20 protein-coding genes and 1 pseudogene are annotated in these 20,959 nt (G+C 61.7%); 11 read left to right on the top strand and 10 right to left on the bottom strand.

Annotation, left to right across the window (positions count from 1 at the left end):
• Positions 1-2: 2 nt before the first annotated feature.
• The gene (locus JI739_RS18830) at positions 3-1,322 is read right to left on the bottom strand and encodes a Rieske 2Fe-2S domain-containing protein (RefSeq protein ID WP_201685492.1); all 1,320 of its coding nucleotides are present in this window, start codon (positions 1,320-1,322) and stop codon (positions 3-5) included.
• Positions 1,323-1,422: 100 nt separating this feature from the next.
• On the opposite strand from JI739_RS18830, the gene JI739_RS18825 reads away from it, so the two are divergent.
• Positions 1,423-1,677: a DUF2798 domain-containing protein gene (locus JI739_RS18825; protein ID WP_236589874.1), complete on the top strand. Its 255-nt coding sequence runs from the start codon at positions 1,423-1,425 to the stop codon at positions 1,675-1,677.
• Between the two features lie 360 nt (positions 1,678-2,037).
• Here JI739_RS18825 and JI739_RS18820 read toward each other — a convergent pair whose 3' ends face one another.
• Both JI739_RS18820 and JI739_RS24875 read right to left on the bottom strand, forming a co-directional pair.
• A complete protein-coding gene (locus JI739_RS18820; protein WP_201685490.1) occupies positions 2,038-3,015 on the bottom strand; it encodes a Bug family tripartite tricarboxylate transporter substrate binding protein in 978 nt (325 codons plus the stop codon).
• Positions 3,016-3,017: 2 nt separating this feature from the next.
• Positions 3,018-3,845: an NAD(P)-dependent oxidoreductase gene (locus JI739_RS24875; RefSeq protein WP_354003757.1), complete on the bottom strand. Its 828-nt coding sequence runs from the start codon at positions 3,843-3,845 to the stop codon at positions 3,018-3,020.
• A 68-nt stretch (positions 3,846-3,913) separates the two neighbouring features.
• On the opposite strand from JI739_RS24875, the gene JI739_RS18810 reads away from it, so the two are divergent.
• Entirely contained in the window at positions 3,914-5,014 is a 1,101-nt protein-coding gene (locus tag JI739_RS18810) for an ornithine cyclodeaminase family protein (RefSeq protein ID WP_201685488.1), read from the top strand.
• A gap of 35 nt (positions 5,015-5,049) precedes the next feature.
• A pseudogene (locus tag JI739_RS18805) lies at positions 5,050-5,211 on the top strand (IS3 family transposase); the annotation flags it as partial.
• Between the two features lie 261 nt (positions 5,212-5,472).
• Here the strand turns inward: JI739_RS18805 and JI739_RS18800 are convergent.
• Positions 5,473-6,081 (bottom strand): tripartite tricarboxylate transporter substrate binding protein, encoded by a 609-nt coding sequence (locus JI739_RS18800; protein WP_201685487.1) that lies wholly within the window; start codon positions 6,079-6,081, stop codon positions 5,473-5,475.
• Positions 6,082-6,676: 595 nt separating this feature from the next.
• Complete coding sequence (locus JI739_RS18795) at positions 6,677-7,573, bottom strand: LysR family transcriptional regulator (RefSeq protein ID WP_201685486.1); 897 nt, start codon at positions 7,571-7,573, stop codon at positions 6,677-6,679.
• Positions 7,574-7,626: 53 nt separating this feature from the next.
• Between JI739_RS18795 and JI739_RS18790 the strand changes: the two genes are divergently transcribed.
• From JI739_RS18790 to JI739_RS18775, 4 genes are all read left to right on the top strand, one after another.
• Positions 7,627-10,536 (top strand): molybdopterin oxidoreductase family protein, encoded by a 2,910-nt coding sequence (locus JI739_RS18790; RefSeq protein ID WP_201685485.1) that lies wholly within the window; start codon positions 7,627-7,629, stop codon positions 10,534-10,536.
• On the top strand, positions 10,533-11,288 hold the full coding sequence (locus tag JI739_RS18785) for a 4Fe-4S dicluster domain-containing protein (protein ID WP_201685484.1): 756 nt from the start codon (positions 10,533-10,535) through the stop codon (positions 11,286-11,288). Before JI739_RS18790 ends, JI739_RS18785 begins: the two co-directional genes overlap by 4 nt.
• Complete coding sequence (locus JI739_RS18780) at positions 11,285-12,223, top strand: dimethyl sulfoxide reductase anchor subunit family protein (RefSeq protein ID WP_201685483.1); 939 nt, start codon at positions 11,285-11,287, stop codon at positions 12,221-12,223. Before JI739_RS18785 ends, JI739_RS18780 begins: the two co-directional genes overlap by 4 nt.
• An 82-nt stretch (positions 12,224-12,305) precedes the next feature.
• On the top strand, positions 12,306-12,632 hold the full coding sequence (locus tag JI739_RS18775; RefSeq protein ID WP_201685482.1) for a hypothetical protein: 327 nt from the start codon (positions 12,306-12,308) through the stop codon (positions 12,630-12,632).
• Between the two features lie 58 nt (positions 12,633-12,690).
• On the opposite strand, the gene JI739_RS18770 is transcribed toward JI739_RS18775, so the two are convergent.
• Entirely contained in the window at positions 12,691-13,038 is a 348-nt protein-coding gene (locus JI739_RS18770) for a Bug family tripartite tricarboxylate transporter substrate binding protein (RefSeq protein WP_201685481.1), read from the bottom strand.
• 381 nt (positions 13,039-13,419) lie between these two features.
• On the opposite strand from JI739_RS18770, the gene JI739_RS24575 reads away from it, so the two are divergent.
• On the top strand, positions 13,420-14,103 hold the full coding sequence (locus JI739_RS24575; protein ID WP_236589873.1) for a hypothetical protein: 684 nt from the start codon (positions 13,420-13,422) through the stop codon (positions 14,101-14,103).
• Positions 14,104-14,109: 6 nt separating this feature from the next.
• Entirely contained in the window at positions 14,110-15,177 is a 1,068-nt protein-coding gene (locus tag JI739_RS18760) for a helix-turn-helix domain-containing protein (protein WP_201685480.1), read from the top strand.
• Here the strand turns inward: JI739_RS18760 and JI739_RS18755 are convergent.
• Entirely contained in the window at positions 15,170-15,409 is a 240-nt protein-coding gene (locus tag JI739_RS18755) for a response regulator transcription factor (RefSeq protein WP_201685479.1), read from the bottom strand. The two genes, JI739_RS18760 and JI739_RS18755, sit on opposite strands and share 8 nt — an antisense overlap.
• Before the next feature lie 332 nt (positions 15,410-15,741).
• On the opposite strand from JI739_RS18755, the gene JI739_RS18750 reads away from it, so the two are divergent.
• Positions 15,742-17,499 carry a DNA methyltransferase gene (locus JI739_RS18750; RefSeq protein ID WP_201685478.1) on the top strand — a complete coding sequence of 586 codons (1,758 nt, stop codon included), beginning with the start codon at positions 15,742-15,744 and terminating at the stop codon, positions 17,497-17,499.
• Positions 17,500-17,800: 301 nt separating this feature from the next.
• Here the strand turns inward: JI739_RS18750 and JI739_RS18745 are convergent, their stop codons facing one another.
• The 3 genes from JI739_RS18745 to JI739_RS18735 form a co-directional block, all read right to left on the bottom strand.
• Positions 17,801-18,187 carry a hypothetical protein gene (locus JI739_RS18745; protein WP_201685477.1) on the bottom strand — a complete coding sequence of 129 codons (387 nt, stop codon included), beginning with the start codon at positions 18,185-18,187 and terminating at the stop codon, positions 17,801-17,803.
• A 74-nt stretch (positions 18,188-18,261) separates the two neighbouring features.
• Positions 18,262-18,738 (bottom strand): hypothetical protein, encoded by a 477-nt coding sequence (locus tag JI739_RS18740; RefSeq protein WP_201685476.1) that lies wholly within the window; start codon positions 18,736-18,738, stop codon positions 18,262-18,264.
• A gap of 92 nt (positions 18,739-18,830) precedes the next feature.
• The gene (locus tag JI739_RS18735; protein WP_201685475.1) at positions 18,831-19,223 is read right to left on the bottom strand and encodes a hypothetical protein; all 393 of its coding nucleotides are present in this window, start codon (positions 19,221-19,223) and stop codon (positions 18,831-18,833) included.
• On the opposite strand from JI739_RS18735, the gene JI739_RS18730 reads away from it, so the two are divergent.
• Positions 19,222-20,940, top strand: coding sequence for a recombinase family protein (locus JI739_RS18730; RefSeq protein WP_354003756.1), 1,719 nt, complete (start codon positions 19,222-19,224; stop codon positions 20,938-20,940). The two genes, JI739_RS18735 and JI739_RS18730, sit on opposite strands and share 2 nt — an antisense overlap.
• The last annotated feature ends 19 nt before the right edge of the window (positions 20,941-20,959 follow it).

Raw genomic sequence — 20,959 nt, 5'->3', positions numbered from 1 at the left:
TCTCAGGCCTTCACAAGGTAGCCGTTGTCGTTCTCGGTGGCTTCCTGGGCACCCGGCCACACGTAGCGGGCCTCGAACTGGCGCCAGTCGGTCGTCTTGGGGATCACGCTCTGGTAGGCGCACACGCTGCCCGGAATCGCGTTGTCGCCCGTGCCGATGGCCTGGCCGCCATCCCTGAAAGCCTGCAGCGCCTCCAGCATCTGCCGACGGAACTGCACCACCGCCACGTCGCTCGCGCCCAGTCGCTCATGGGTGCGGTCGGCGATGGCGCCCATGGTGGTCCACATCGCGATGTCCTGGTTGGGAAAGCCCTTGATGCCGGTGAAGTTGCCGGCCTTCATGGCCTGGCGGTCCTGCCAGAAGCGGTTGTCGAAGTTGCGCAGCGGACGGTAGTACGCATCGAGGTCCACGCCCACCGTCTGCCCCAGGAACTTGCGCCAGGTCTCGGTCTCCGGCGTCTGCGACGGATGTCCCCAGGCGATGAAGTAGAAGTTGGTGTGGGTGTCGTCGGCCGGCACGTTGACGTTGGCCACGTTGTAGAGGTTGTTCGGCGGGATCAGCACCGTCCAGGGCGCGACGAACACCGTGCTGCGGACGTAGTCGTGGGTCTCGGCATCGAAGATCGGCCGCCGGATGGCCGCGTAGCGGAAGCCGTAGCCGCCGCGCTGCACCTGCAGGCGCGGCGCCTTGTCGGTGGAGGGGCGCAGCCAGGCCTTGTCGGTGGCCTCGGCCCCCTGCACCTTCGCCGGCACCATGTCCGAGCTGTGCAGGCTGGAGCTGTGGGCCGAGTCGATGGCGCCTTCCAGGATCTGCGCCCAGTTGGCCGGCAGCACCGCCTTGACGATGGACACCCGCACCTCGGCGGTCGGCGCCCAGGGCGGCGGCACGAACTCGGGCATGGCGTCCTTCTCGCCCATCCAGGCCCACACCAGGCCGCCCCATTCCTTGACGGGGTAGGCCTTGTGCTTGATCTTCTCGGCCACGCGGCTGGCGGCCAGTTCGGACGGCATCTCCAGCACGTTGCCCTGCACGTCCATCTTCCAGCCGTGGTAGAGGCAACGCAGCCCGCCCTCCTCGTTGCGGCCGAACACCAGCGAGACGCGGCGGTGCGGGCACTGCTCGTCCAGCACGCCGACGCGGCCTTCGCTGTCGCGGAACACCACCAGGTCCTCGCCCAGGATGCGCGCCTTGACCGGCGTGCCGTCGGGCTCGGGCACCTCCTCGGCGAGGCACACGGGCACCCAGTGGCGGCGCATCATCTGTCCCATGGGGGCGCCGTTCTCGACGCGGCACAGCAAATCGTTTTCTTCGGCAGTGATCATGGAAGGGGCTCCTGTGGCGGAAGGATGAAGGGGAATATACTTTGAGGGCTAAGTATATTCGACCGGCTTTTCCCAAGGCAATCAAAAATATCGGCCCATGATGAAACAGATGATCCGTCACCGCTTGCCTTCCCGTTTCGCGCCCGTGGCCTTCTCGTTCTACATGGCCTCGCTGGTTTGCATATTGCTGTGCCTTGCCCTCACCGCCTACAACACCGGCGCCGGCAGCGGCTATGCATGGCGCGTGATCAAGGCCTATGCGGTGGCTTGGCCGGTGGCCTTCATGGGGGTGCTGCTGATGCGTCCGCTCGTGGTCCGGCTGGTGGGCTGGACCGTGGCGCCGCCCGGGCGATGAGCGAGCGGCAACTCTTCCTCGATTGCGACGGCGTGCTCGCGGACTTCAATCGTGCGCGGCAGCTGGGCCACGCCGCCCCAGCACGCGCAAATCACCTGCGTGGCGGTGGACAAGCGTCCCCATTGCCGCCCGCGCGACGTGCTGGTGGACGACTCCGTGCGGCACTGCCCTTGTGGGGAGGAATGGAATCGGTTCCACGCTCAGCTGACGCGGCATTTCTCCGTTCGCTGTGTCACAGTTCATCGTAAGGTGGCATAGTCCAGAGCGGGCCACGAACCGTGTCCCACGCTTATCGACCACAGGGCTGGAGACTGTCAGCCACCGCGGGCTACGAGTTCGCGTTAGCGGCGGCTGCAAGCGTTAATCGAGGCGAGCGCCAGACGCCTCGACGGCAGCGGCCCACATCCGGGTTTCTGTCTCGACCAGAGCCTTAAACTGCACCGGTGTGCCCGTCCTTAGCTCAAAGCCGAGGTTTGACAACTTTTCCTTAACGTCAGGCTCGGCGAACGCCTGCGAGATTTCGCCCGCTAGCTTGGCAATGATCTCGCCGGGTGTACGCGCTGGCGCCACTACCCCGAACCATACGGTGATGTCGAATCCTGGGATCCCTGATTCGGCCATCGTCGGCACCTCGGGGAGTGACACCGAACGTTTTCCGCCAAGGGTAGCAAGCGCACGCATTCGGCCAGCTTTTATGTGCCCGAGTACTGCCGGCTCGCCAAGGACGATAGCCGAAACTTCTCCAGCAAGGAGGGCAGCAGTGGCTTGCGCCGTTCCCTTGTAGGGTACGTGCACCAGGTCGATGTCAGCAGTGCGTTTGATGAGTTCCGTCGCGAGATGGCCGATGCTGCCTATGCCAAAGGAAGCGTAGTTGAGCCCACCTGGCTTTGCCTTGGCAAGGGCGACGAGCTCCTGCATGGACCGCGCTGGCACCGAAGGGTGCACCACGAGAACTTGCTGCACCGAAGCAAGAAGCGCTACCGGCGCTAAATCCTTACTGGGCTGGTAGGGCAGCTTGCGGAACAAAGCTGCATTGATCGCCATCGGGCCTGGGTCGGTCATGGCGAGCGTGTACCCGTCTGGAGGAGCCTTAGCAGCGAGGTCCGTGCCGAGAATCGACCCCGCGGATGGTCGGTTATCCACCACGATCGGTTGCCCCATGCGAGCAGCCAGCTTGTCGGAAAGGATGCGCGCAAGGGTATCGGAGTTGCCGCCGGGCGCGTACGGGACGATGAGGCGGATGGGCTTACTCGGGTAAGCCTCCTGCGCAGGCAGCTGGGCAGGCAGGAGCAAAGAAAGTCCACAAAGGGCGATTGCAACACGGCGATTGATAAGCATCGTCAGATCCCCAGTAGCGGAAGCCCGCGCTCGATTTTGAAGCCCTTGATTACCTCTTTTACCACCCCGCATAGCGGCAAACTCACGTGGGCAAGGTCGGCTTCCTTCAGCACAATGGTCATGTCCTTCTCTGCCCAGGGAACCGGCTTCTCATCGGCCCGCGTCTGAAGCGACCAGTTGCTGGCGCTGGATTGGACCAGCACCCGCCGCAGAGCTTCTGGCTCAACTCCGAGTGCGCTCGCGAGCTTTAGGCCCTCGTAGTTGGCCGACATGCATGCCCACAGGATGAGGTTATTGACAAGCTTGCCAATTTGGCCAGCGCCGAGGGCGCCCAAGTGACATACCGGATCGGCAAACGCCGAGAAAACCGGCCGGCAACGCTCCACTGCGTGCGACTCTCCGCCGACCATGACGAGTAGCTTCCCGCTTTCCGCAGCCTCCTCCCCACGAGTAAGGGGAGCATCTACAAGGTGAACGCCCTCGCGCTGGACCTCATGTGCGAGAGCATTCATCGTCTGAGGCGCAACGGTCGAACAGACCGCGATGATTGATCCCGGGCGGATGCGGGAAAGAACTCCGCCCTCTCCAAGAATCACTGCCTCGACCTCGGCATCGAACCCGACGAGCACGACGATAAGGTCGCTTGCCGCGGCCAGCTCGGCCGCCGAGGCTGCTAAGGCGATGCCCTCGCCCGACGCCCGCTGCGCCGTTGCTGCATCGACTTCGTAGCCGGCGGTCTGGAAACCTCGCCGGGCAATGTGTCGAGCGATCGGTCTGCCCATGCTGCCGAGCCCTACGATGCCCACGCTCCTGATCTCAGTCACAGTCACAGGCTGCCTCTCGATGTCGATACACTTGGCGCCTCTATCTTATCCAGTGAGCTGGTGGAGAAGCGGGAATGTTATTCATTCACAACGAAGTGGTGGAGCAGCTGCTGTCGATGTCCGAATGTATCGATGCGCTCGAGCACGCGTTTCGGCAGCTTCCGTCCGGCGGCGCAATCCACCGGCCGCGCCTGGACATGTACGTCCCCTGCGAACGTGAAGACGGTTACTACCGCTGGGGCACAATGGAAGGCGCGAACGATGGCATCTTCGCCATTCGCATGAAGTCGGATGTCATAACTTGGCCAAAGAACGCCTCCGGCGTGTGGCGCGAGAACAAGTATTGCGTGCAGCCGGGACTGTATTGCGGGCTCATCTTCCTTTTCAGCACGAAGAACGGCGAGCCGCTTGCCATCATCAACGACGGGCTGCTGCAGCACATGCGCGTCGGCGCGGGCGCGGGGATCGGCGCGAAGCACCTTTCGCGCAGAGACGCGCAGACCGTCGGCATGCTGGGTTCGGGCGGCATGGCGCGCACGTTTCTCGAAGCGTTCTGCGCTGTGCGGCCGATCCAACGCGTTAAGGTCTTCAGCCCCACGCGAGCAAACCGCGAGCTCTACGCACAGGAGATGGGAGAAAAGCTCGGCATTGAGGTCACCCCGGTTGACAGCGCGCGAGAGGCCGTGCGTGGGGCGGACATTCTTTCCACCTGCACCGACAGCATGTCGCCCACGTTCGACGCGCAGTGGCTTGAGCCCGGCATGCACGTGGCGATGCTGGGCCCAGCCGAGGTTAGCCGCGAAGCGCTTGCGCGCTTCGACGTCAAGATTCGCCAGGGCGTCGGCGGGCTGAAGCTCGCCGAGAGTCACCGCGTGCGCTGCGAGGTCGGCCACAGCCCCGTTGCCTTCATAGCCGGAACCGAGGAGGAAATGCGGCGGCTGCCTGAGCCGACGGGCGCGAGCGGATTCGGCGGAGACTATCCGGACTACTGCGACCTGGTGTTCGGACGCGTCCCAGGGCAGCGCAGCGATCAGGAGATCACCTTCTATCACAACATAGGCAACCAAGGCCTGCAGTTCTCGGCGGCGGGCGGCCTGGTTTACCGCAAGGCGCGCGCCGTCGGCATGGGACGCGAATTGCCGACCGAGTGGTTCCTCCAGGACATTCGCGATTGATATACCCGGCGACGGCGAGTCGCCGAACGGCGCGCGGGTGGGCATCCATGCGGATAGCCTTCTTACCGGACGCCCTTGAACAGGCCCTGTACGCCAAGCAGCCTGAGAGAGATGGCAACTGGTTTGCCACTCCGATCGCGGATCGCAAATACGTCAGCATCCGGACGCAAGAGCGCCTCGCGGGGGCGCGGACCGAACAACTCCTACACAATGATCAACGGGAACCCATGCCCCGGCGCTCGCCTCGATCGAATTGCAACCGCCGTTTGACGAGTGCACACGGGATCAGTAGACGAAGACCGCGGCAAATAACCACCAGCAGCCACCTGACGGAACTGCTCGTTCGAGCACTCACTACCCTATGATCGCCACGGACCAGCCGGTGCTTCAGCAAAAGCTGCAGCTATGGCTCGTTACGCTAGAAGCAACTGGCCGATACGAGTTTGGGCAGCAGTGAGTTAACGAGCTTCTGTTTTAGGTGTTGGACCAGCGGCCTTCTTCGGCACTTGGCGGGCGATTGGCGCCCAACGCGCGTATTCTGCCCGGAAAAATTCAGCAGTTTTTTCAGGGTCTAAGTCGCCCACTTCGATGGCCTCGGCGTTCAACTTTGCGCGAACATCGGGGTCGGCTAGTGCCTTACGAACAGCGGAGTTTAGCTTTAGCGTGATTTCTCGCGGCAACTGTGCGGGTCCTGCCAAACCAAACCAAGTCGCACCTGTCAGCTCTTTGTAGCCAAGCTCTGCGAACGTCGGGACATCCGGGAATGCCGCGACACGTCCTGCGCTGGCGACTGCAAGCAGTCTGATCTTTCCGCTGCGCACTTGCTGGGATAGAGAACCAAGTGTCATAAAACCCGTGGGAATGTGGCCTGACATTAGGTCCACTACCGCCGGCCCGCCACCGTTATATGGTACATGCGTCATCTTCAACTTGGCGCGTGAGCTAAACAGTTCGCCAACTAAATGACCATGAGAGCCCAAACCTGGGGAAGCGAACGGAACTCCTTCTGCCTTACCTCGGTCCTCTCCATCAAGCCCCACACGTACGTGCCCGTGAACAGCTCGCATGAGAGCAGCTAAGACACGATCCGCTGCGTGAACGGCCCCCCCGGCGAGGGTGCGGAGGCCCTTGGCCGCAAGGAGAGGCGCACGAGGTAATGCCTAAGCGGTCAATAACACGCTGTGCCCATCACCCTTGTGTCCGACACCAGCCCGCGCCTGAGGTCTTCCAGATCGTCTGTCTTTACGTTCCCACGTCCATTTACGTGGGAACGTAGGCTGATAGCTCACTGCCCCTTGCTCAATGGACGTGGTTCATTGACCGCACAGCGCAGCTGCCCGTAACAATGCGCGGAAGCGTCTGGAACGACATATCTACGATCCATGCTTCCACCATTGGAAGTCGTGCGGACGGAGGCCAGGCAAGTCCGTTCGTTCACTCGCGCAAGGATAAGCGCAGTGGCATTGGTCCAGCTTCTGGCACGCGAGCGGCACCCAGGTCAAGGCGCGGGTCTCAGCCGCCTTGAAATCAGGCACGAGGTCGGCAGCAGGAATGGACTGACGGAGGGAAATCTCGGAGCCGGACATGTCTGCTGAGTGAGCGCTGCACGCAATTTCCGTTCAAGTAAAGTCAAACCTGTTATTTCCGTGCGCGACCGCGGCCTCAGGAGTGCACGCAGTGCTGCAGGAAACCCGTGGCGGCGGCGCCCAGCCGTTTGGAGCGATGCAGCACGATGGCGAGCGTCCGCTGCATGGCGGGCAGCGACGTGAATACTTCTACCAGCCAGCCCTGGCCGATGGCCTCCTTCACGGCGTAACGCGAAAGACAGCCCAGGCCGATGCCGGAAGCGACGGCCCGTTTCACCGCCTCGTTGCTGCCGAGCTCCAACTCCACCTCGATCTGCGGTAAGTGAGGAATCAGCCAGCGGTCGGATGCCTCTCGCGTGCCGGAGCCCGTTTCGCGCAGCACCCAGGTCGCCTGCTGCAGGAGCCGCCCAGTGGCCCGTCGGCCCGCCAGGGGGTGGTCCGGTGAGGCAATGATCACCAATTCATCGGACCTCCAGCGCCGGACCGTGAGCTCCGGGTGCGTGTGCGTACCCTCGATGAACCCGATGTCCGCGCTGAATGAGGCAACTGACTCAAATACGTCATGGGTGTTGGCGATCTGCAGCCGCACGTGGCTGCGCGGGTGTGTCGCCTTCCAGGTCGCGATCAACCCGGGCAGCAGGTACTCGCCAATCGTATAGCTGGAGGCCAGCCGTAGCGGCGCGGCGTGCGCGGTCGTGAACAGCAACTCGGTCTCGAGGGCCTGCTCCACGATGCTGGCTGCCCTGGGCAGCAGGGCGCGCCCGTTCTCGTTGATGACCAGCTTCTTTCCGACCCGGTCGAACAGTTGCACGCCGAGCACGGCCTCCAGCTCGCCGAGCGCGTTGCTTGCCGCCGATTGCGAGCGGGAGATCTCCTCGGCCGCGGCCCGCGTCGTGCCGCCGCGGGCGACCGCGGCGAACACCTCCAGCTGGCGCAGCGTGACGCGAAGTCTCTGATCGGTTTTCTGGTTCACGAAGAACCGAATTATGAGCTTAGGCAGCTGGGACAACGGCCTAGCATCTGCGCATGTTCAAATTCCTCTCGAGCGAGCCGTTGCACGATGCGACCGCGAGTTCCGCGGTCGGGACGGAGGTCAAGACCACCACGTGCTACATGTGCGCGTGTCGCTGCGGCATTCGCGTCCACCTGCGCGACGGCGAGGTACGGTACATCGACGGCAACCCGGACCACCCGATCAACAGGGGGGTGATCTGCGCCAAAGGCAGTTCCGGCATCATGAAGCAGGTCTCACCTGCGCGCCTGACGCAGCCGCTGCTGCGCAAAGCGGGCTCCCAGCGGGGGGATGGGGAATTCGAACCAATTTCATGGGACCAGGCTTTCGGCATATTGTCCGAGCGGCTCGGCAAGATTCGCGCGACGGACCCTAAGAAGTTCGCGCTGTTCACCGGTCGCGACCAGATGCAGGCCCTCACCAGCCTGTTCGCCCGCCAGTTCGGCACGCCGAACTACGCGGCGCACGGCGGCTTCTGCTCGGTCAACATGGCCGCCGGCATGATCTATACGATCGGTGGCAGCTTCTGGGAATTCGGCGGTCCGGACCTGGACCGTTCCAAGCTGTTCGTGATGATCGGGACGGCGGAGGACCACCACAGTAACCCGATGAAGCTCGCGCTGGGCAAGTTCAAGCGCGCCGGTGGCCGCTTCATCTCCATCAACCCTGTGCGGACGGGCTACTCCGCTATCGCCGACGAATGGATCCCGATCCGGCCCGGCACCGATGGCGCTCTTTTCATGGCGTTGTTACACGAGTTGATCACCACCGGCCTGATCGACCGCGAGTTCCTCCAGCGCTACACAAACGCGCCGCAGCTCGTGACGTTGGACGAGGGCGAGCGCGAGGGACTATTCGCGTTCGACCCCGCCGCGGGCCCGCCGGGCGACGGCCGCAACCCGCATAACAAGCTGGCGTGGGACCTGGCGAGCGGCGGCGTGGTGCACGCCTACCCTGAAGGCGTGGAGGAAGGCCGTCTGCTGGCACTCGAGGGCAACTACAGGCTGCCGGCCGGAGCACGCGTGGCGCCTGCCTTCCAGCTTCTGCGCGATCGGGTGGCGACCACCACGCCCGAATGGGCGGCGGAGATCACGGGCATCCCAGCCGCCCGCATAAAGGCGCTGGCGCGTGAAATGGGCGAGACGGCTCTGCACCAGTCTTTTGAACTGCCGATCCCCTGGACGGACGCCTGGGGCAAGCGACACGAAACCACCCAGGGACGGCCGGTTGCCTTCCACGCGATGCGCGGCCTGGCGGCGCACTCAAACGGCTTCCAGACAGTGCGCGCGCTGGCCGTCCTCATGAGCGTGCTCGGCACCATTGACGTGCCGGGCGGCTTCCGACACAAGGCGCCTTACCCGCGGCACATAGTGCCGAACTACCGCGCCTTTAATGACCCCGCCATGATCCGGCCGAACACACCGCTGAATGCCGCGCCTCTCGGCTTCCCGGCCAGCCCCGATGAACTGGCGGTGCACGCGGACGGCACGCCGCTGCGCATCGACCACGCCTTTTCGTGGGAACACCCGTTATCTGCGCACGGCATGATGCACAACGTGATCACCAACGCCGTTCGCGGTGATCCGTACGAAATCGACACGCTCCTGATCTTCATGGCGAACATGGCGTGGAACTCCACAATGAACACCATGGAAGTGCGCAAGAAGCTCAACGAGCGCGGCGAGGACGGCAACTACAAGATCCCCTTCCTGGTGGTCTGCGACGCCTTCCAGAGCGAGACTGTGGCCTTCGCCGACCTTGTGCTGCCGGACACAACCTACCTCGAACGGCATGACGTAATGAGCATGCTGGACCGGCCGATCTCTGAATTTGAAGGGCCGGCCGACTCTGTGCGGGTTCCGGTGGTCGAACCCGCCGGCAACTGCAAGCCGTTCCAGGAAGTCTTGATCGAGTTGGCTTCGAGGCTCAAATTTCCGGCCTTCACTAACGAGGACGGCTCGCGCAAGTTCAAGGACTATCCCGACTTCGTTGTCAACTTTCAGGCGCAGCCCGGCGTCGGCTTCCTTATGGGGTGGCGCGGCAAGGATGGCACCGAGCACCTGCGCGGCGATCCCAACCCGAAGCAGTGGGAGATGTACGGCAAGAACAATTGCGTGTTCCAGTACCACATGCGGGAAGACCAGCAGTACATGCGCAACTGGAACCAGCCTTACCTGAACTTCGCCAAGGAGTACGGGTGGCGGCAGCGCAACGACCCAATCCAGCTTGCCATCTACTCGGACACTCTCCAGAGCTTCCGGCTCGCGGCGCAGGGCAAGAGCCGCGGTCGACAGCCGCCCGATGCCCTGCGCGAGCGTATCGCCACCTACTTCGACCCGTTGCCCTTCTGGTATGCCCCGCTGGAGAACGACTGCGTGGACACCGAACGCTTCCCACTTTCGGCTATCACTCAGCGGCCCATGGCGATGTATCACTCGTGGGATTCTCAGAACGCGTGGCTGCGTCAGATCCACAGCCACAACTATCTGTACGTGAATCCCGTGACCGCTCAGCAGGCCGGCGTCAGCGACGGCGGCTGGTGTTGGGTGACCAGCGCCTGGGGCGAGCTGCGCTGCATGGTGCGCTATAGCGACGCAGTGGAGCCGGGCACTGTCTGGACCTGGAACGCGATCGGCAAGGGCTCAGGGTCTTGGCAACTCGCGCCGGCGGCGGACGAGTCGCGCATGGGCTTTCTGCTGAACCACCTGATCACTGAGGAACTCCATTTTGCGCAGGGCAGGATCAGTAACTCGGACCCGATCACTGGGCAGGCCGGATGGTACGACGTGCGCGTGAACATCCGACCGGCAGAGCCCGACGAAAGCAAGGAAACCTTTCCGCAGGTGAGAACGATGCCCAATACCCCGGGCGTTCTCGGCGGCGCACGAAAGATCGTCGCCTATTTTGCAAGGCAAAAATCATGAGCCAGGCCGAAGTACCGGAGACGCTGGCCAAGCAGCTGGCATTAGTAATTGACCTCAATGTTTGCGTAGGCTGCCACGCCTGCGTGACATCATGCAAGGAGTGGAATACCTCGGGCGCGGCGGGCCCTCTGGCAGACCTGAATGCCTACGATACGCACCCGACCGGCACCTTCTTCAATCGGGTCCAGACCTATGAGGCGGGTTCCTTCCCTGACACCCAGACCATCCACTTTCCCAAGAGTTGCCTGCATTGCGAGGACCCCCCCTGTGTGCCGGTGTGCCCGACGGGTGCCAGCTACAAGCGCGCGAGCGACGGTATCGTGCTGGTCGACTACGACAAGTGCATCGGCTGCAAGTACTGTAGCTGGGCATGCCCATACGGTGCGCGCGAGTTCGACGAGGAACGCAAGGTGATGACCAAGTGCACGCTGTGCGTGGACCGCATCTATGACGAGAACCTTGCGCCGCAGGATCGCAAACCAGCGTGCGTAAAGGCATGCCCGACCGGCGCCCGCCTGTTCGGTGACGTAAAAGACCCGGAATCGGAAGTATCCAAGGCGATCCGCGAGCGCGGCGGCTATCAGCTTATGCCGGAATGGGACACGCAGCCTGCCAACCACTACCTTCCGCGCCGGGTCACGACATCGACCTGTTCGCAGGATATCAGCGAGTTCCGGCTGAGCGACTTTCTAAAGTCCAAGCCGGTGCCAGGCCGGCGCGTGCCCGCTGTCGGCGACAAGGGCCCAGGATGAAACCCGCTGCTTCCATCATCCTGTTCACGACCATCGCCGGCGCCGCGCAAGGCCTCGTCGTCGCGCTGGCGTTGGCGACGCTGGCGGGCATCGCGCCGGGCAACTCCGGCGCGACCTCGGCCATGCTGTGGGTTGCCACCTTCATGCTGGTTGCGGCGCTCGCCGCTTCTTTCTTCCACCTCGGACACCCGATGAGGGCTTGGCGCGCGGCGTTGATGTGGCGCACCTCCTGGATGTCCCGCGAAGTGATCGTGCTGCCGCTCTTCATCGGAGTCGTCGGCGCCTGGGCGGTGGCGATGACCTACGGAAGCGGCGGCAACACGCTCGCGGCCGCTTTGCCTTGGCTGGCGATCGCCGGAGCACTGCTGCTGTGGTACTGCACGGCCATGATCTATGCCTGCCTCCGGTTCATCCAGGAGTGGGCGCACCCGCTCACGATTGTTAATTATGTAATGTTGGGCCTTGCCTCTGGGCTGGTGGCGGCCTGCGGCCTCGCGGCGCTGGGCGGCGAAATGCGCTTCGCCACCGGGGCCGGCGCCTGGGCGATTGGCGTGACCGCCCTGGCCTGGATCACCCGCGGGCTCTCATTGCGGCGCAATGCGCGGCTGAAGCCCAAATCCACCACCCAGACGGCCATCGGCATCCACGCGGCCCGGGTCGTGCAGAAGTCGATGGGCATGACCGGCGGCTCCTTCAACACCCGCGAGTTCTTCCACGGCGCCTCGGTGCGGGTGGTCCGCAACACCAGGATCCTTTTCCAGGTGTTCACGTTCGCCGTGCCGATCCTGGCGCTGGCCTGGGGCGTGTGGGCCTACTCGCCGGCTGCGTGCCTGATCGCCTTTCCGCTGCAGTTTTGCGGGCTGCTGGCCGAGCGCTGGTTCTTCTTCGCCCAGGCCCAGCATCCGCAGAACATCTACTACCAAGTCGTTTCGTGATGGGCGGCGGAAGGCAGCCAAATGGCGCCGGGAAGCTCCCGCGTATCCGCAGGACTATCACCGCTTCCCGTCCCCCGCTCCAATGATGATGAGCGGAGGTGGCCGCCGGACTATTCATGACTTCACCGCCAAGTCGATCGATACGGTCAGCGCCTTCCTGCAGGAGTTCAACCCCGAGATCGACCGCGACCGATTCGATTCCGAGCGTGAAGGGATCCCACTCTCGCAGTTCGGTTCGAAGGCGTGCACCTTGCCCACCGCACCTGGGCACGCGCGCTCCATTCCGTCTGGACGAGGGTTCGCCGATCGTGAGCCAGGCCACCTCGGGAACGAAGACTTCAGTTTGAGTCGTCGCAGGCTGACGCTCCGCTTATCTCCGATCGTGCTCATGAAGCTTCCCAAAGCCTAGACTCAGCAGCTCGCCGTGGGAGACGCACGCGCACCTGCGGCACATGCTCGACCCCTCGCTATTCGGCCTTCGCGCCCGTGTCCTTGATCACCTTGCCCCAGCGCCCGATCTCGGTCTTGATCCAGGCGCCGAACTGGTCCGGCGTGCTGGCCACCACCTCGAACTCCATCTCGCGCAGCTTCTGCTGGATATCGGGCATGTGGAGGATCTTCACCAGCTCGCGGCTGTAGCGGTCGATGATGGGCTTGGGCGTGCCACCGGTCGTCAGCAACCCGATCCATGAGGTCGCCTCGAAGTCCTTGTAGCCCAGCTCATTGAGTGTGGGGACGTCCGGCGTGCTCGGGAAGCGCTTCGGGCCGGAGGAGGCGATCAGGCGCGGGCGGCCGTCCTTGACGAATTGCTGCACGTTGCCCGGGACGAAGAAGCCGGTTCAGTCACAGCGAAACGGCGGGGTCATTTGCGGCGCTGCTACCCGGCGCCCAGGAGTTTCAAGGTTGCCGCGAACAGCCGAGACTCGCCAAACACCAGGACAGGGTTCGTTTTCCTCCTGCTGAACCTCCACCACCAGAATGTTGAGCCCTTGATCTGTAATGGATCAGGGGCTTTTCGCTGTAGGACGTCTAGATTGGATTCGGCCGATCGACTGAAGGACTACTGGCGGTGCAGGAGGGGCCGGCCGCCTGACTCGCGAGCCGGTTGCGGGCCGTGCAGGGCGCGAAAAAAATTTGCATGCATGATCAGATTTGTCGACTAGACTCCAGATCTCGAACTCATCATGGATGCGCGAATGGCCGCAAACGACTCGACCTTCCAGCGCCTGGACGCGTCGGAAATCATCATCAAAGGTGACCTTGAAGTGAGGCAGGCGCTCACGGCATTCGGGGTCGGCTTCACGCCAGAGCTCATCGACAAGATCGCGGACGCATCGGCGACTGCGAAGGCCGACACGATGGCTGTCGAGCCAGTGAACGCTCCCGGTATCAACGCGTACAACAAAGGAGTCGCAGCGAAGCGGTTGAACCTGCTGCCCCTCGGCTGGGAGATGGTGCGCAACCGTGGCATAGAGGCGACCATCAACTACAAACTGGGCGTCCAGTTCGTTTTCCAGAACGTGGACATGGCGTGCACCGAGCGCGACCCACAGCCCATTTCGGAGAAGGGCTCCGGTGCCCGCAAGCTGGTTTATGACGGTCAGCGGCAGAAGGTGCTCTTCGAGCGCGACGAAGGTACGCAGGAACAGGTTCGCGGCGTGGTACCCGAGGTCTGGCTGATGTGCGTGAGCACCTCAGGCAAGAAGTTGCGGGCAGAGGTGTCGTGCCCTCTGTTGTTCGAGGGCAACCAGTTTGAAGGATTTTCGAAGCGAATTTTTGTGGTGGACCGGGACTACGACCCGACCCCACATGCGCGCCAGATCGGCGATTTGGGCGGCGACAGTGCTGCTGACTACGAAGTGAAGATTCAGAAGAAGTGAAGTTGCATGTTCAGCGCGACTAGGTTGGCTCTGGCGCGTCAGCGGAGACAGCTAACCAAGAAGGAACTGGCCGAGCTAGCTGGCTTGAGCATACCTACACTTACTCGGCTGGATGGTGGAAAGACTGAGCCCTCGCGGGAAACAGTGCTCGCCCTCGCGCGGGCGTTGAACTTTCCGTTTGAATTCTTCTATCAGAACGAGTGCGAAGTACTTCGGCCCGAGGCGGTGAGCTTTCGCAGCCTGTCGACGTTGTCCGCTCGCCAGCGAGACGCGGCGTTGGCGGCCGGGTCGTTCGCGTTTGAGGTTCACGACTGGATCGCTGAGCGCTTCGAGTTGCCGAAACCGCATCTACTCAATCTTCGCGACGAAGATCCGGTGGTGGCGGCAGAGACACTCCGCAGTCATTGGGGCATCGGCACGCAGCCTGTCGAACATATGATCAAGCTGCTTGAATCAAAGGGCGTGCGCGTCTTTGTGTTGGCAGAGCAGCACAAGAACGTTGACGCGTTTTCGTGCTGGCACAAAGAAGTGCCGTTTGTATTCCTAAACACGTTTAAGTCAGCGGAGCGCAGTCGTTTCGATGCAGCGCACGAAGTGGCACATCTATGCCTCCACTTACACGGACAGACTGCGCTTGACCGAAATCTGGAGCGTGAAGCAGATAGCTTTGCATCAGCGTTTTTGATCCAGCAAAGCGACCTGATTGCCTATGTGCCGCGGCAACCATCGCTTTCTCAGTTGCTGAGTATTAAGAAACGCTGGGGCGTCTCAGTTTCCGCGCTGGCACGCCGAGCGCACGACGCGAAGCTAATTTCCGATTGGCATTACGAAAGTCTGTCAAAGCAGATTAGCTATTTGGGTTACCGCAGCAAAGAGCCTGAAGGGCGAGCTCGGGAAAAGTCGGTGCTGTGGCGAATGGTGTTTGACGAGCTTTGGAAGGACGGACTCACGCGAGACAGCATCGCGAGGTCGCTCCATCTGCCACCGGATGAGGTGGAGTTGCTTATCGGCGAACTTCTGGTTCAGCAGCCCATAAAACCGGTCCGAGAGCGGCCGGCACTCAGAGTTATTTAGCCTCCCGCGCGTGCACAAGTTTTGCCGATCGATGCGGGCCGGCCGTGGTTTGAGAGTCGTCGGGATTCAAGGCGCGCTTTTGGGTGACGCTCAACATCTGCTGCGGCGCGCAATCCTTGTGCATGCACGCCTGTGCTGCAGCCTTGCGGCAGGTGGCTTCGAAGCTGCTGGCGGGGTAGCCTGTCAACACCACGAGCTGGGTGTGCGGCGATGCCTGCTTGATCTTCGCCATGGCATCCGTCCCCTCAGGCCAAGTATGGAGTCCCCAACGAGCAAGACGTCGACGGGCTTTGCCATCACTAGTCGATTGCGTGCGGCGAATCGTAGGCTTCCCAATCACCTGCAGGTCGGGGAACTCCGGGAAGTACTGCTTCAGCCCGGAGACGACGATGTGATCGCCACCCACGACCGCGAAGCGGGGGGGCCTTCTCGGGATGTGGAACAGGATACGTTCACTCTGAACATACCCCGCATAGACGAATTTTGTTTCTGCCTGCCTCGCAGAGCAGGATGCCATAATCATTCAGGGAACCTGCCGTGGTCGCCGGTTTGCAGAGGGATTAGATGTCCGTAAAACAGATCCAACAAGCTTCGAATCATTTGTACTACGGGGACAATCTTGAAGTCCTCAGAGAGTCAATTCCATCTGAGAGCGTGGACCTCGTCTACTTGGATCCTCCCTTCAACAGCAAGGCAACCTACAACATACTGTTTCGCACTCCTAGTGGTGCTCAATCGCAGGCCCAAATTGAGGCATTCGAGGACACTTGGCATTGGAACGAAAGCGCAGAGCAGGCGTTTGACGACGTCCTGCAGTCAGGGAATACTAGCGTCGCTGAGATGTTGAGCGCATTGCGTCAGTATCTCAAAGAGAACGACATGATGGCCTACCTCACGATGATGACCGTGCGGTTGTTGGAGCTCAGGCGCATATTAAAAAAAACAGGTTCTTTGTTTCTTCATTGCGACCCAACAGCCAGTCACTACCTGAAGATCATCTTGGATGGGATTTTCGGTGTCGAGAACTTTAGGAGCGAAATCATCTGGAGACGAACGGGATCGCATCACACAAAGAGGAAGTTCGGCCCCATTCACGATGTGATCTTATTCTACACCCGATCAAATGACTACTATTTCAAGGTTGTAAAGCGACCGTACATGCGTAAGCACGTAGAGAAGCGCTACACACTCGATGTTGGGTCGGGGAAGATGCAATTCACCAGTGGTGGGAACGTCCTGACCGGTGAAGGAATACGGAAAGGTGAGTCTGGCATGCCTTGGAGAAATGTTGACCCGACTGCGAAGGGTCGGCATTGGGCGATCCCCGGATTCTTGGCGGAACAGATGGACGACGAAGAGTTCGAGTCGTTTGGGGTACTCGCCAAACTCGAAGCTCTTTACCAGGTCGGTTTAATCGAGTTTACCGAAGGCAACGCATGGCCAGTCCCGGTCCGCTACTTGAAACCTGATGACGGCCAGGCCCTTCAGGACATATGGGCCGCGCAGCCGTACACGGAAGGGACTGTCTTCGGTTCCAGCGACATTGTTGACGCGGATGTGGCTTGGTTGGGGACTACTGACCCCGAGCGGCTAGGCTATCCCACTCAGAAGCCAGTAGGGCTGCTGGAGCGAATTGTGGAGGCAGCCTGCCCCGAGGGCGGCTCGGTGCTTGACCCATTCTGCGGGTGCGGAACGACGATCCATGCAGCTCAGAAGCTGAAGCGCCCCTGGACAGGAATCGACGTCACACACCTGTCAATTTCGCTTATTGAGAAACGGTTGAAGGACGCGTTTCCTGGCATATCGTTCGATGTGCACGGCACACCGAAAGACATTGCGGGTGCAGCTGCGCTGGCCTTAGCAGATAAGTATCAGTTCCAATGGTGGGCGTGTTCGCTCGTGAACGCGCAGCCCTACCAAGGCAAGAAGAAGGGCGCAGATGGCGGAATTGACGGGATCATCTACTTTAAGGATGAGGCGAAGGGCCACAAAAAGATCATTGTGTCGGTGAAGGGAGGGGAGAACGTTAACGTTGCCATGATCCGCGACTTGGCCCACGTAGTTGTTCGCGAAAAAGCCGACATCGGGCTGTTTTTAACGTTATCTAGCCCTACCAAACCAATGAGCGTAGAGGCTGTAAAGGCCGGCTACTACACCAGTCCCGCTACCGGGCACAAGTTCCCGAAGCTCCAAATCCTCTCCATTGACGGGCTCCTAAGTGGCACGGAAAAAGCTCTTTATCCCGATCTGTCTCAAGGAGCCACTACGTTCAAGAAGGCGCAGGTAGAGGAGTCGCCGGTGATTCAGCCCAAGCTCTTTTAGTTTCCCCCTACCCCTTACGGTTCGTGAGGCCTGTGCACTCCTGGAGATGGACACCCACACGACCCCAACCGTCGCGCGATGCTATGAAGGCCGCTGGCCGATCCGGCGCGCATGTGAGGTCGGGGTCGTTCCCAGAAGCTGAAGATCATCCAAACGCTGAGCGCCCTTAACAGCGGGGGAGCCTGGGTCTCGGCGAGGTGTTGACATAAATGATGATTGTGTTGCGCCAGCGCTTGTTCAGGCGCCCCTGAATCCCGACTGCTTCCGCCTCGAGTGCGCCAATGAGCGTCTGCGGGCAGGGTCAGTGGTTGATCGGGGGGTGTGTGACCTCAACGGCGTATCCCAGTGCAGCAGCATGTGCGAGCACGTTCTGAATGTTGTGCTTGTTCCACTCGCCCGAAACGACCACAACATGATCCACTAGTTGCAGCGGCTCGCCAACGCGACAGAAAAATCGCTTGTGTGCATCTTGTGGGACATCGTGGAGTCGGCGAACGACACACCGAATCTTATGAAACTGCGTCGGACTCTTCGCTTGGAGCTCGTCTGGAAACGCTTCGAGAAGATGCGAAAAGTTCATGGGCGGGTTGTCCTGGGCGTATCGCTTGACGAGCGCCAACACTAGACGTCGTTTGCTAAGCGTCTGGCCATCAAAGACGTACTTCGTGTGGTCACGGCTTCCCTTCACGATGGGCTCCTCGGGCGGAAAGTGGTACGGGGATTCTGCTCCTGTGAGCTGGCGGATGGATGCTCGCGGAGGCGCTAAGTGAGACCGGCACGAGGAAGCCGAGCACCCACCTTAAAATTCGCGATTGCCTCATGCGGCCTCACGCCGTAGTAGCCGGACAGTGTCAGCTGGACAGTTCGCAAGAGCGGATACAGCTCGGGGATCGCGTTCTTGGCCATGATCCCGCAGGTTCGTATCCTCTCTGAGATCTTCGCCATAAGCTCGTCAATCGACAGGATTCTGGCGCCACAGAGCGTGTCCCTGCCTTTAGGATGCGAAACGAGCACGGCAATCCGTTCCACCTGCGTTGTCGGATCCAGCCACGGGAAGACAGTCTCGAACATGTGCTTCTCGCCCGATTCGAACTTCTTCTTGAAGCGGGCCTCGCGAACCTCCCATGAGTTTGCATCGATCGAGGGCTCGAGGTGCACGAGGTGCTTCGTCTGAGGATGGAATGCAACGATGTCCAACTCCATTTCCCAGCCGCCATGCTTGAGGCGTCCTACCTTCATGTTCCGCTTCACAAGGTACCCAGTCGTAGTACTCGGCGATCAGATCTTCTAGGTGGGACATCACTCAACGATATCAGCGCCCCGGCACGTTCCTAGTTGCGGCTCGCTAGACAGGCGAGGAAGGCGTCGTGAACCGCCTGTTGGCTTTTCAGCCTCTTTCCTCGGCTCGCGAAGTACTGGATGTGTTGCTCTAGTGCACCAAGCGCCCTTGAAAGCCCGACATCCCCATGCTGCATATGAATTTGCGCCAGGAAGTGGTGCATTGCTGCGGCGCTCATCCCCCGCGGGAATCCGCGACCCTCAACAAGACAGCGATAGTCGTAGATGAAGTCTCCGGCACTTGTAGGGTTGACGCCATGTTCTTCGTCCAGCCGCTGAACGCCTTGAGCTGTCGTCAGCTGACCAGCGAACACTGCTGCAGCGACATCGCACGCCGCCTGAAACTGCTCTTCGGTGACGCGACGCGAATTTCTGACCAAGCGCATGGGGTTCCAGATGCCGTTGGGCGGGGCAAGCGATCTCCTGCAGTTTGTGCGCCAAGGAAGCAGTGGACAACCCCACAGACAGGCCAGAAATCGCCTAGAACATTCCAATTACCTGGAACTGAGTGCGCCGGCCCGTTACGAAGCGCGGATGAACATTCCTCCCCACTCGTGCGCAGCCCAGTACATCCGCATGTCTACGGACCAGCAGGACCTCTCCCCGGATATCCAGAAAGCAGCGATCCAGGAATACGCGATAAACCACGGACTGCAGATCGTCGCCACCTACGAGGACCAAGGAAAGAGCGGTCTAGACGTGAGGGGCCGAAAGGGCATGCAGCGCCTGCTCGCCGATGTTATGGACCCAGCCTGCCCCTATCGCACCGTCCTCGTCTACGACGTGAGCCGCTGGGGGCGCTTCCAGAACACGGACGCGTCCGCCTACTACGAGTACCACTGCCGCCTGCATGGCGTGTCCGTCGTGTACGTCGCTGAGAGCTTCGGCACAGACTCCGGGCCGACCGGAGCGCTCGTGAAGAGCCTAAAGAGAGCCATGGCCGCGGAGTACAGCAGAGAGCTGGCGGTGAAGGCGCGCGCTGGTCAGGAGCGGGTGATCGCCTTGGGGTACTCCGCCGGCGGCCGACCTGCGATTGGCCTCCTTCGACAGGCTGTCACGAGAGAAGGCGTTCCTAGGTCCTTGTTGGGCGTCAACGAGCGCAAGGGCATCCAATCGGACCGCATTCGTCTGGTCCCTGGCCCTCCAGAGGAGATCACCCTTCTTCGGCGCATCTACGACCTGTACGCGAACACGCCCGCGACAGTGAACGACCTCGTGCGTCTGCTCGCCGCTGAGGGCCATCGCACCCGTGCCGGCGGTCCGTTCACGCTGCGGATCGTGTCCTCGCTGCTCTCGTGCGAGCTGTTCGTCGGGACCTACGTTTGGGGCACGCTGACCAGGACCGATCACGGCCCACGGCCAGCGCCACCAGAGAAGCAGGTGAGGGTGCCTAACGCAATCGAGCCGCTCATCGATCTGGAAACCTGGGAGAGGGTCCAGAGAAAGAAGTCGATGCGGACGCGTCCTCGCCGAGGAGCGGGCCGGCTTCTCGCGGACCTGTCAGACGCGCTGAGGCGCTGCCCCGAGCTATCTGCGGCCGATCTGGTCACGCACGGGTGCGCACCCAGCCAGACGTACCTGAAGACGTTCGGGAGCATGGAGGCCGCCTATGCCTTCGCCGGACGGACGACGGACCCAGAGGCCGCGGGGAGGCTGAGGACCCGGAGGACGAAGGAGCTGACCGTCGCACTGCAGGATTCGATCGCGCAGCAGCTTGCCGCTCTCGGCTGCGCAGTCGAGTGCGACTTCCAAGCCTTCACCCTGCACATCGACGATCACGTGCTTCTTCAACTCACGCTCGCCTGGCGGCGTTCTTTCACGAAGGAGCCGGCCTGGTTCGTCCAGCGCCGGCGGCTCACCCGGAGCGATTACCGCCTCATCGGTCTCGCTGGCGACGCCGGCACTCCCGTGGGCTACTACCTCGTGCCCGAGGTGGCCCGGTACGAGTTTCCGATGCTCCTGCGCCCAGAGAGCCTCCACCAGGTGCAGCGGTATCGGCTTGCGGACCTCGATCACCTGGGAACCTACATGCTCCTTCGGCGAGCCAGCCACAAGCGGACGATCTCCGAGCCTCGGCCGGACAGGCCGGCAGCAAGCCCCTGAGGAAGGCAGCTCGGGATCA

Origin of the sequence: Ramlibacter aurantiacus, from assembly GCF_016722895.1 — a bacterium.
In the GTDB taxonomy this organism is placed as follows: Bacteria; Pseudomonadota; Gammaproteobacteria; order Burkholderiales; family Burkholderiaceae_C; genus Ramlibacter; species Ramlibacter aurantiacus.
The sequence above is the reverse complement of the archived record's forward strand: the minus strand, read 5'-3'. Positions and strand labels throughout refer to the sequence as shown.